Source organism: Microbacterium sp. ISL-103 (genome assembly GCF_018613995.1).
GTDB lineage: Bacteria > Actinomycetota > Actinomycetes > Actinomycetales > Microbacteriaceae > Microbacterium.
Map to the genome: position 1 here is coordinate 1 of NZ_JAGGPD010000122.1, position 10649 is coordinate 10649.

The 10649-nt window shown below is 70.3% G+C and carries 11 protein-coding genes; 9 read left to right on the forward strand and 2 right to left on the reverse strand.

What is annotated here, in order from left to right; all coding sequences use genetic code 11:
- Nucleotides 1-938, forward strand: a 938-nt coding sequence (locus tag J7E68_RS05380; RefSeq protein WP_215170561.1) for an ABC transporter substrate-binding protein, incomplete at its 5' end; no start/stop codon positions are given.
- A 121-nt stretch (nucleotides 939-1059) separates the two neighbouring features.
- Here the strand turns inward: J7E68_RS05380 and J7E68_RS05385 are convergent.
- Both J7E68_RS05385 and J7E68_RS05390 read right to left on the reverse strand, forming a co-directional pair.
- On the reverse strand, nucleotides 1060-2061 hold the full coding sequence (locus tag J7E68_RS05385) for a hydroxyacid dehydrogenase (protein ID WP_215170563.1): 1002 nt from the start codon (nucleotides 2059-2061) through the stop codon (nucleotides 1060-1062).
- Nucleotides 2058-4088: a DUF2264 domain-containing protein gene (locus J7E68_RS05390; RefSeq protein ID WP_215170565.1), complete on the reverse strand. Its 2031-nt coding sequence runs from the start codon at nucleotides 4086-4088 to the stop codon at nucleotides 2058-2060. The genes J7E68_RS05385 and J7E68_RS05390 overlap by 4 nt, the downstream gene beginning before the upstream one ends.
- 112 nt (nucleotides 4089-4200) lie before the next feature.
- On the opposite strand from J7E68_RS05390, the gene J7E68_RS05395 reads away from it, so the two are divergent.
- The 8 genes from J7E68_RS05395 to J7E68_RS05430 all read left to right on the forward strand — a co-directional run.
- Nucleotides 4201-5295: a LacI family DNA-binding transcriptional regulator gene (locus J7E68_RS05395; RefSeq protein ID WP_215170567.1), complete on the forward strand. Its 1095-nt coding sequence runs from the start codon at nucleotides 4201-4203 to the stop codon at nucleotides 5293-5295.
- Between the two features lie 5 nt (nucleotides 5296-5300).
- Nucleotides 5301-5612 (forward strand): DUF2277 domain-containing protein, encoded by a 312-nt coding sequence (locus J7E68_RS05400; RefSeq protein WP_215170569.1) that lies wholly within the window; start codon nucleotides 5301-5303, stop codon nucleotides 5610-5612.
- Between the two features lie 4 nt (nucleotides 5613-5616).
- Nucleotides 5617-6348: an alpha/beta fold hydrolase gene (locus J7E68_RS05405; RefSeq protein ID WP_215170571.1), complete on the forward strand. Its 732-nt coding sequence runs from the start codon at nucleotides 5617-5619 to the stop codon at nucleotides 6346-6348.
- Nucleotides 6349-6454: 106 nt separating this feature from the next.
- Nucleotides 6455-7390 (forward strand): iron-siderophore ABC transporter substrate-binding protein, encoded by a 936-nt coding sequence (locus J7E68_RS05410; RefSeq protein WP_215170573.1) that lies wholly within the window; start codon nucleotides 6455-6457, stop codon nucleotides 7388-7390.
- The gene (locus J7E68_RS05415) at nucleotides 7387-8445 is read left to right on the forward strand and encodes an iron ABC transporter permease (RefSeq protein WP_251048674.1); all 1059 of its coding nucleotides are present in this window, start codon (nucleotides 7387-7389) and stop codon (nucleotides 8443-8445) included. Before J7E68_RS05410 ends, J7E68_RS05415 begins: the two co-directional genes overlap by 4 nt.
- Nucleotides 8442-9506 carry an iron chelate uptake ABC transporter family permease subunit gene (locus J7E68_RS05420; protein ID WP_311416408.1) on the forward strand — a complete coding sequence of 355 codons (1065 nt, stop codon included), beginning with the start codon at nucleotides 8442-8444 and terminating at the stop codon, nucleotides 9504-9506. Before J7E68_RS05415 ends, J7E68_RS05420 begins: the two co-directional genes overlap by 4 nt.
- A complete protein-coding gene (locus J7E68_RS05425) occupies nucleotides 9499-10371 on the forward strand; it encodes an ABC transporter ATP-binding protein (RefSeq protein ID WP_215170575.1) in 873 nt (290 codons plus the stop codon). The genes J7E68_RS05420 and J7E68_RS05425 overlap by 8 nt, the downstream gene beginning before the upstream one ends.
- Nucleotides 10368-10649, forward strand: a 282-nt coding sequence (locus J7E68_RS05430) for a siderophore-interacting protein (protein ID WP_311416409.1), incomplete at its 3' end; no start/stop codon positions are given. The genes J7E68_RS05425 and J7E68_RS05430, both read left to right, overlap by 4 nt.

Consider the following 10649-nt stretch of genomic DNA (forward strand, 5'->3'; position numbering starts at 1 on the left):
CGCCGTATCGCGGTGAGCAGATCGACGTGTCGGGCATGGAGGACGTCGTGATCGACGCCGCCACGGTCGACGGCTCGCAGTACGGGGTGCCCATCGGCACCGGCACGCTCGGCCTGTTCGTCAACCCGGCTGTGGTGGCCGAGGCCGGCGTCGAGCCGCTCGACCCCGACTACACCTGGGACGACCTGAACGACTGGATCGCCGAGGTCACCGAGACCGGCGTCACCACCGCCGAGGGCAAGCCGGTGTTCGGCGGCTTCGACCAGGGGCTGACGATGTGGTTCTTCATCCAGTGGCTGCTGCAGCAGGGCGAGGAGCCGTTCGAGGACGACGGATCGTTCGCCTTCACGAAGGATGACATCGCGGAGTTCCTCGATGCCACGACCCCGCTGCGCGACGCCGCCGCATTCTTCCCGCCGTCGCGGGGCACCGAGATCTCGCCCGCAGACGGCTTCGCGATCGGCGAGGCTGCGAGCACGCTCACGTGGGACAGCTTCTTCTCGCGATACACCGACATCGAAGGCCTCGAGACGCTCCCGGTTCCCACCGGGCCCGACGGCGAGAAGGCCGTGTTCTACACGGTGCTCCACCTCGCGGGGGCAGCGAACACGGAGCACCCTGAAGAGACCGCGCTGCTGCTCGACTTCCTCGCGACCGATCCCGGTGTCTCCGAGGTCTTCGGAACGTCGCGGGGAATCCCTGCCGACTCGGGGCAGCTCGAGGCGCTGGACTTCCCCGAGGACTCGCTCGAAGCGAAGTCGCTCGCGTACCGGGAATCCCTCGAGCAGTACGAGACGGTGAGCACCCCGGCGCTGCCCGCCTCGTTCGCCACGCTCGAGGCGACCTGGGTGAGCCTCAACGAAGACCTGATGTACGGCACGATCACGGTCGACGAGTTCGTCGACCGGTGGTGGGCAGAGGCCGAGGCCATCAGCTGACCGACTGCCACGACACGTCGACGAAGGGCGGCGGTGCGAACGGATCGTACCGCCGCCCTTCGTCGTTCTCGTCGCTCGTCTCGTGCCGTCTCGGCGTCGGGGGCGGCGTCGGCGTCGAGGCTCAGGCGATCGTGGCGAGATCGCGGTGACGCACTTCGAAGCCGAGACTGCCCGTCGTCACGAACCGCTCGATCTCGTCGACGGTCTGGCTGCCCATGCGGCGCAGCTCGTTGCCGAGGGATCCTGCGATGTGCGGGGTCAGCGTGACACCGGGGGCGGAGAAGAGCGGATGCCCGGCGGGCAGCGGCTCGGGGTCTGTGACGTCGAGCACGGCCCGAAGCCTTCCGGTCGTGAGCTCGGCGACGAGCGCGTCGGTGTCGACGAGCGAGCCGCGCGCGGTGTTGATCAGCGTCGCGCCGTCACGCATGGTCGCGAGCTCGGCAGCACCGAGCATCCGGTAGGTCGCGGGCAGCGAGGGAGCATGCAAGCTGACGATGTCGCTCACCCGCAGCAGATCGGGCAGCGATACCAGCGTCGTGCCCAGGGCTGCGGCATCCACAGCCGAGAGCGACGGGTCGTAGAGCACGGTGGCGATGTCGAACGGACGCAGGAGGTCGAGCACGCGGCGTCCGATGCGGGAGGCGCCGACGATGCCCACGGTGATCCCGAAGGCCCCGACATCTCCTCGGGGGCGGGCGAGCGACATGTCCTGCACCCGCCGGTACGCATCAGCGGACGCCAGCGCGCTCTTCGCGCTGAGCAGGATCATCGCGAGGGTGTACTCGGCCACCGGGACCGCGTTGGCATCGGCGCTGCTGGACACGCGGATGCCGCGCTCCCACAGCTCGGGCGACACGATCCGCTTCACCGTGCCGGCCGCATGGAAGACGGCTCGCAGGCGCGGCAGGGCGTCGAGCATCCCGGCGTCGAGCGCGGGCGCTCCCCATCCGGTGATCAGGATCTCGGCATCGGTCGCCGCTCTGAGTGCTCCGGGGTCTGCGGGAGCGATGGGGCGCTCGTCGAGACGGACGAGAGCTCGCAGGCGGGTGAGGGCCTGGGGTGTGAACAGCTGGGGGATGAGAGCCTCGTCTTCGAGGGCGAACGCCGCGATCGGGGAATTCATGCGCGTACCTCGCCGCCGGTCGGGATGAGGTCGACGGTGCCGTCGGCCCAGCGCACCCGCAGGCCACCGCCGTCGCTACTGCCGCCGCCGTCGACGTCGACCCCCGCGAGCACCGAGGGGTCGTCGACCGCGGCGCCGTCCGGCGCGAGACCGGCCAGCACCACGAGCGCCGCCACGAACTCTCCCGCCGCGGCTGGGGTCGACTGCGCTGCCCACGGAGTCGCCGATCGCGCGGTGAACGGGTTGCCGCCGCCGCGTACCTCGATGCCGCTGAGGTCGAATCCACGGATGGGGAGCACAGCGGTCACGAGGCCGTCGGATCGCGAGGTGGATGCGGCCGCCCCGCCGCCGGCGGTGGCGGTGTCGGTCTCGGTATCTGTGTCGATGCCGGTATCGGTGTCGATGGGCATCGGCCAGCCGCCCATGCGGAAGCGCCAGGGCCCGGTGTCCTCCGGCCAGGCGGAGTCGCCGTCGAGCGCCGCGATCGGGTGCGGCTCGGTGTCGGCCGGCGTCCACCACGCGACCCTGAGTTCATGGATGCCGTGCACGACCGTGGCCGTGGTCACGACAGGGCCGCGCCGCAGCGTCACCCAGGCGGCGGCATCCGCACTCTCCGTGTCGAGCCAGTGCACGCGCGAGCGCGACACGGCGACCGTGTCTGTCAGGTGCACGCGTTCGATCGCGTCGCGGTGAGACGGACGACCACGGGAATCGAGAAGGGCCACGTGGGAGTCCAGAGGCGCGGCGATCGCCTCGGGCGACAGCTCGGGAGAGGTGACGTTCGAGTACGCCGCACGCTGGTAGAACGGGTTGTCGGTGCGCACGGCACCCGCGGGTCCGCGGAATCCGTCGGATCCGTGGTTCAGCACGCGCACGATGCCGTCCGCTGCGGTGTTCACGACGAGCCATCCCGGGGCGTCGAGCGCCCGTGTCATGACCTGCTGGCGATCGGGCGCCGAGGCAGTCGTCGACCATTCGGGGTGAGAATCCGCGAGCAGCAGACCCAGGAAGCCCTTGCTCGCCCAGTACGGCGACGAGCCGCTCGTGTACAGCTGGCGCAGTGGCAGGAACCCGCGGTGCCAGCCGATCGGCAGCAGTCCTCGCTCGTCGATGGCGCCCGCATCGAGGAAGTGCGACACGACATCGGTTGCGAGGGCTCGGGTGGCGCCCGTCGGCAGGGGGCTGACTCCGGCGATCGCCGCCGCCCAGAACGGGGCGAGCATCGCGAATCGGTAGGTCAGCGATCGTCCTTGGAGCAGGGGTGCTCCGCGGGAGCCGACGAGGTCCTTCGCCTGATCGATGAAGGCGGCGAGACGGTCGCGGTGCACGGGTGCGAGCGCTTCCCCGCGGATGCGCGATTGCAGCAGCGGATAGACGTGCCAGGCCCAGCCGGCGTAGTAGTCGAAGCTCTGTCTGGCCCCCGCGGGCCCTGCCCCGTCGGAGTACCATCCGTCGCCGATGTAGAGACCCTCCGCGATCTCGGCGTTGCGGTCGAGGTCGTCCTGCCTCCAGGGTCCGCCGACCTGGGCGAGGAATGCCTCGATGACGTTCTGGAACCAGATCCAGTTGTTCGTGTACCCGGCGGTTCCCACGACCCCCGCGAGCCAGTCGACGACCTGCTGGCGTTCTCGGTCGGCGAGACGATCCCACAGCCAGGGGCGGGTCTCCGAGAGGGCGATCGAGATGGATGCCGCCTCCACGACCGCCTGACGGCGCTCGGCGATCGTGGGCCATCGTTCGGGGCTCGTCGGGTCGACGCCTGCGACGAGCCCTGCGCGGAATCGGTCGAGCAGGCCGTGCGGGTCGTCTCCGTCGGCGCCGCGCACGCGGAAGGCGGCGAGCAGGAACGTCCGGGCGAAGCCCTCCATCCCATCGCTCCAGGGGCCGGATGCGCTCGACGGCCCCGGAATGCGCAGGAGGGAGCCCGCGGGTGAAGCGTGCGTCGTGGTCGCGGCGAGCAGTGAATCCGCGAGTTCCTGCCACGCCCGGCGACTGCCGTCGAACCGCGGGCTGGAGTCATCGTGCATCACCGTCACCCTCCGATCGTGCACTACGCTCCTGTACTCACGACACCGTTCGGACAATTTCGATCAACCTGCGACAGCGAGCATGTTGACGACTCGACGCGAAGGCGCGGAGATGACTGCACAGAACCTGTTGCCGAGGGCGCGGCACGAGCACCTCCTGCGCCAGCTCGAACTGCACGGCAGCGTCAGTGCGGCGCAGGTGGCCGACGAGCTCGGCGTCGCCCAGGTGACGATCCGCCGCGACATCCTCGAGCTCGAGAGCGCAAGGCTGCTCGCCCGGGTGCACGGCGGGGCCATCGGAGTGACGGCGCCCACGACCCCGCAGTCCGCACGCACCGACATCGGCGTGGTGGTGCCGAGCTCGGTGGGGCATTTTCCGGTGATCGTCAAGGGGATGGATGCGGCATCGCAGGCGCTCCGCGCTCGACTGATCCTCGCCACGTCGCAGTACCGGCACGACCTCGAGCGCCGCCAGGTCGAGCGGCTCGTCGAGCTCGGCGTCGACGGGATCATCCTGGCGCCGACGCTCCGCGACCGCAGCGAGGCCGACCTGCTCGAGTGGGTGCGCACGATCCCCGTGCCGATCGTCTTCCTCGAGCGTCGGCTGCGATCCACGGGCCTCGCCGCCTTCGACAGTGCGCGCACCGATCACGCGGGCGGCGCGGTGGTGGCTGTCGAGCACCTCGCCGCGATGGGTCACATGCGTGTCGCCCTCGCGCTGTTCGACCGCACCCCGACAGCACCCCTCATCCGGGAGGGGTATGCGCGTGCCGTGTCCGAGCTCGGTCTGGAGTCGGCCCCCGAGGTGTCGCTGCCCAAAGACGACGAGGACGATCTCGATGACGCGCTCGCCGGGGTGCTCGACGCGTGCGCATCGACGGGCACTCGAGCGGTGCTCGTGCACACCGATGTGCATGCGGCGCGCCTGGTCGAGATGGCGGCGGATCTCGGCATCCGCGTTCCCGAGGATCTCGCGGTGATCGCGTACGACGACGACAGTGCGGCGCTGGCGTTCGTGCCTCTGACAGCGGTGACCGCGCCGGGGCGCGATCTCGGTCAGCAGGCGCTGCGCACACTGATGGATCGGATCGCCGAGGACGGCGATGAGCGATCTGCTCCGCGGCACCTCATGATGCAGCCCGGACTGACCGTGCGCAGCTCCTGCGGCGCACACCCCTTGACTCCCACGCTCAGCGATCTAGCCTGACAGTCATGTGCCGCAACATCATCCCGCTGAACAATCTCGAGCCGCCGGCGACCGATGTCGAGTGTCACGAGGCCGCCGTGCAGTTCGTGCGCAAGATCTCGGGCGCGAACGCCCCCTCGCGGGCGAATCAGGATGTCTTCGACCGGGCCGTGGCCGAGATCGAGCAGTCCGTGCGACTTCTGCTCGACGGTCTCGTCACGACGGCGCCGCCGAAGAATCGCGACGAGCAGCGTGAGAAGAGGCAGGCGCGCTCGGCCGAGCGATACGAGGCGATCCGCGTCTTCCAGCAGGCGAAGCGCGCCGCTCGGGCAGAATGACGGAATGCTCCTTCACACGACGACCACCGGCACGGGCGAACGGCACGTCGCACTCATCCACGGTCTCGGCGCCGACGGCACGACCTGGCAGCCGCTGATCGAACGGATGCTCGCCACGGGACGATACACCGTCACGACGGTGGATCTTCGCGGCCACGGGCGCAGCGACCGCGCGCCGTCGTACACGCTCGCAGACCTTGCCGGCGATGTCGTCGAGTCGCTGCCGCAGGGCCTCCACTGCGTGGTCGGGCACTCGCTCGGAGGGTCGGTGCTCGTCCGCGCCGTCGAGCGGCTGCGCCCCCAGCGCGCGATCTACCTCGACCCCGGTTTCGGGCTCGCGCTGCCCACCACCGGCGTCGCCGGGCGCGCCTTCTGGGCGATCCCCGCCCTCACCCTCGGCGTCGTCGGCCTTCGTCAGTCGCGCCGCAGCGCCGCCCAGCGTGCGGCGTATCCCGAGAGCATCCGGGAATCGATGACGAGGAGTCAGAAGCTGTTCGACTCGAAGATGGCGATCGGGGTGTTCCGCGAGGTGGCGTTCCATCCGGTCGAGGTCGCAGCTCCCGCTGTGCCGTCGACGATCGTGCTCTCCGACGAATCGCCCGCGGTGCTGCCGGACGCGATGGCCGAGGGGCTCGAGCGGGAAGGGTGGGAGGTCCGCCGGATCGCCGGCGTCCACCACGACATGCAGGTGGAAGCGCCTGAGCGCACCTTCGAGGTCATCGCCGACGTGCTCTGAGCGACCTCCCCGCACGGCGCCGGCGAAGGGTTCCTGTTAGGGTTGCCTAACCAACATCGATTCGTCTCGATGTCGTCCCCCTCCCGGTCCCGAAAGGTCATTCACCATGCCCTCCCGCCTCCGTCGCCGCGCCTCTGCGGCCCTCGCCGCCTCGACCTGCGCACTGCTCCTGCTCGCCGGCTGCGCCGCCGACCCCACCGCCGCCACCGACGAACCCGCCGACTCCTCGGGCACGCACGAGGTCGAGCACGCCCGCGGCACGACGGCCGTCCCCGACGACCCGCAGCGCGTGGTGACGCTGGAGCCGCTCGAGCTCGACACCGCCGTCGCCGTCGGCATCGAGCCCGTGGGCAGCGCGGTCGCCAGCAACGTCACGGGTGCACCGGCCTACCTCGGCGCCGACGGCGTCGAGCCGGTCGGCACCGTGCCCGAGCCCGATCTCGAGGCGATCGCGGCGCTCAAGCCCGACTTGATCCTCGGCACCGAGGCGCGGCACTCCGAGCTCTATGAGCAGCTCGCGGCGATCGCCCCCACCGTGTTCATCGAGACTCAGGCTGACCCGTGGCGCGACAACGCGCTGCTCATCGGCGAGGCGCTGGGTCGTGAGAGCGAGGTCGCCGATCTGCTGGCCGCTGTCGACGAGCGCTGCGAGGCGCTGGCAGACGAGTACGACGTCGACGGTCAGACCGCGCAGCTGATCCGTCCGCGGGACGAGACGACGCTCAGCCTCTACGGGCCGGTCTCGTTCTCGGGCAGCCTGCTCGAGTGCGCCGGGTTCACGATCCCCGAGCAGGACTGGGCCGACGGACTGCAGGCCGACCTCTCGCCGGAGAACATCCTTTCGGCACAGGCTGATCACGTGTTCGTCACGGTGACCGACGTCGACGACACCTCCGAGATCCCCGCAGCGATCACCCAGAACGCTGACGCCTTCCCGTCGGTGACCCCGGTCGACACGAGCTACTGGGTGTCGGGTGTCGGGCCCAAGGGCGCGCAGGCCGTGCTCGACGACATCGAGACGTACCTCGAAGCGAGCCGTTGACCGCTCTCTCCCTGACCGAGACGTCGGCGCCGCACATGCGGCGCCGACGTTCTCCGCACCGCGGCCTGCGCGCGGTAGGAGGAACGATCGTCCTCCTGGTCGCTCTCGCGCTGGCCGTCGTGCTCTCTCTCACGGTCGGTGCGAACCCGCTCTCTCCGCAGGCGGTGTGGACGACGCTGCAGGGCGGCGGGACACCCGAGACCGACTACATCGTGTTCGATCTGCGCATCCCCCGCACCGTCACAGGCATCGTGGCCGGCGTCGCGCTGGGGGTGGCTGGTGCATTGATCCAGGCCTTCACCCGCAATCCGCTCGCGGATCCCGGCATTCTCGGCGTCAATGCCGGTGCCGCGCTCGCCGTCGCGCTGGGCGTCACCTTTCTCGGTCTGCGCGATGTGTCGCAGTTCGTGTGGCTCGCATTCCTCGGCGCGCTCGTGGTCACGGTGGCCGTCTATCTGATCGGATCCTCGGGACGCGGCTCCGCCGACCCGCTGCGGCTCACGCTCGCCGGTGTCGCGCTCGGGGCCGTGCTCTCGGGCCTCACCACCGGACTGTCGCTGAGCGACCCCGATGCCTTCGACTCCATGCGCAGCTGGAATGCGGGGTCGCTCCTCGGTCGCGGTGTCGACGTCATCCTGCCGGTGCTCCCGTTCGTGGTCGCGGGGCTGGTGCTCGCGCTGCTGCTCGCCCCGGGACTGAATGCCATCGGCCTCGGTGAAGACGTCGCCCGCGCGCAGGGGGCCAACGTCGTGGGCATCCGCGTCGGCGTCATCGCCGCCGTCACCCTGCTGGCCGGCGCCGCCACCGCCCTCGCCGGTCCGATCTCTTTCATCGGCCTGATGGTGCCCCACGTGATCCGTTGGACCTTCGGCGTGGATCAGCGCATCATCTTGCCGCTCTCCGCCGTGCTGGCGCCGGTCATCCTGCTTCTTGCCGACGTCCTGGGTCGCATCATCATCGCCCCGGCCGAGGTGCCGGTCGGCATCGTGGCGGCATTCGTCGGGGCTCCTGTGCTGATCGTGCTGGCGCGCCGGCGCAGGGCGAGTGCGCTGTGAGCGAGTCACGAGTGACCACGCTCACCGACGTCGGGTACCGCCGGCGGATCCTTCGCGCGGGACCCCTGCGGATGCCGGTGCGTCAGCGCAGTATCGTCGCGGGAGTGATCGCCGTCGGCGTCCTGTGCGTGCTGGCCGTTCTCGCTCTGGCACTCGGCGCCTATCCGCTGACGCCGCAGCAGGTGATGCAGACGCTGCTCGGGGGCGGAGACGCCATGGACCGCGCGGTCGTGATCGAGTGGCGACTCCCGAGGGCGCTCGCCGCGGTAACGGTCGGCGCTCTTCTCGGCATCGCGGGCGCACTGTTCCAGACCGTGACGCGCAACCCGCTCGCGAGCCCCGACATCCTCGGCCTGTCCAACGGTGCGTTCACCGGGATGCTGCTCGCACTGGTGCTCGTGTCAGGCAGTTGGCCGGTGCTGACCGCCGGATCGCTCCTCGGCGGATTCGTCACGGCCGCGGTGATCTGGCTGCTGTCCGCCCGCGGCGGGGTGCAGGGGTTCCGCCTGATCGTGGTCGGAATCGGCGTCTCGGCGATCCTCGCCTCTCTGAACACCTGGATGCTGCTGCAGATCGAGCTCGAGACGGCGATGTTCGCCTCGGCCTGGGGCACCGGATCGCTGAACGGCGTCACGGCCGGCCCGCTCACGGGAGCCCTCGCGTGCGCTCTGCCCTTCGTCGTCGGCGCCTTCCTGCTCGTGCCGCGGCTGCGCCAGCTCGGTCTCGGCGACGACATGGCGGCATCGACCGGTGTGCGACCGGGCGCGATCCGCGCCGGGGCGCTGCTCATCGGCGTCGCGCTCGTCGCCGCGGCGACCACGGTCGCGGGCCCCGTCGCGTTCGTGGCTCTCGCCGCGCCCCAGATCGCGCGCCTCGTCGCCCGCACCCCGCACCTGTCGCTCGTGCTCTCGGGACTCTTCGGCGGGGTGCTGCTGCTCGGCGCCGACCTCATCGCGCAGCACGCGCTGCCCGCATCGCTGCCCGTCGGCGTCGTCACCGTGTCCGTCGGCGGCGCCTACCTCGTTCTCATGATCATCCTGGAGATCCGCCGCCGTGCCTGAAATCCCGTCCTCGCCCGAGCACGTTCCGTCCTCCGACACCCGCGCGTCGCGATTGTCGGCCGAGGCGATCAGCCTGTCGTACGACCGCACCGAGATCGTGCGCGATCTGTCTGTCGAGGTGCCAGACGGCGGCTTCACCGTCATCATCGGCCCGAACGCGTGCGGCAAGTCGACGCTTCTTCGAGGTCTGTCGCGGCTGCTCGCTCCGTCGGGCGGACGTGTCGTGCTCGACGGGCAGACGATCGGCTCGTACCCGGCGAAGGAGGTCGCCCGCAGGCTCGGGCTGCTGCCGCAGAGCGCGACGGCTCCCGACGGGATCACGGTCGCCGACCTGGTCGCGCGTGGCCGCTATCCGCATCAGAACCTGATGCGACAGTGGTCGGACGCCGATGAGCGGGCCGTTCGACAGGCACTGGAGGCGACCGGGACCGCCGACCTGGCGGCGCGTCCGGTCGACGCGCTCTCGGGTGGCCAGCGCCAACGCGTGTGGGTGGCGATGGTGCTCGCGCAGGAGACCGACCTGCTGCTGCTCGACGAGCCGACCACTTTCCTCGACGTCGCGCATCAGGTGGAGCTCATGGAACTGTTCGCGCACCTCAACGCGCAGGGCCGCACGCTGGTGGCGGTGCTGCATGATCTCAATCACGCGGCACGCTACGCGACTCACATCATCGCCATGCGCGATGGACGCATCGTCGCCGAGGGACCGCCGCGCGAGGTGATCACGAGCGAGCGCGTGCACGAGGTCTTCGGTCTCGAGAACGTCGTGATCGCCGATCCGGTCACGGGCGGGCCTCTCGTGGTGCCGCTGCGCGGATCCGTACCCTCGGCCGGCCGCTCCGCTCAGAGGGGAGTGCGATCGTGAGCGGATTCGAGGACGCCGAGCGGCCGTGGGCGTACAGCGCGTTCCCCGTCGAGGTGCGCAGGCGCACGATGCTCAGCCCACGGTTCGTCCGGCTGACGCTCGCCGGCGAGAGCCTGCGGAACTTCGCCGCCTGGGGCACGGACCAGCGGATCAAGGTCGTGCTGCCCCTGCCCGACGGCAGCATCGCGGACTTCGGGCTGCTCGACGAACCCACCCCGCATCCCTCCGACTGGTACACCCGCTGGCGTGCACTGCCGGAAGAGCAGCGGAATGTGCTT

Excerpts from the sequence above, each read along its gene's own strand:
- J7E68_RS05390 (WP_215170565.1), bottom strand. The coding sequence starts at position 4,088 with ATGCACGATGACTCCAGCCCGCGGTTCGACGGCAGTCGCCGGGCGTGG.
- J7E68_RS05395 (WP_215170567.1), top strand. The coding sequence starts at position 4,201 with ATGACTGCACAGAACCTGTTGCCGAGGGCGCGGCACGAGCACCTCCTG.
- J7E68_RS05385 (WP_215170563.1), bottom strand. The coding sequence starts at position 2,061 with ATGAATTCCCCGATCGCGGCGTTCGCCCTCGAAGACGAGGCTCTCATC.
- J7E68_RS05400 (WP_215170569.1), top strand. The coding sequence starts at position 5,301 with ATGTGCCGCAACATCATCCCGCTGAACAATCTCGAGCCGCCGGCGACC.
- J7E68_RS05410 (WP_215170573.1), top strand. The coding sequence starts at position 6,455 with ATGCCCTCCCGCCTCCGTCGCCGCGCCTCTGCGGCCCTCGCCGCCTCG.
- J7E68_RS05405 (WP_215170571.1), top strand. The coding sequence starts at position 5,617 with ATGCTCCTTCACACGACGACCACCGGCACGGGCGAACGGCACGTCGCA.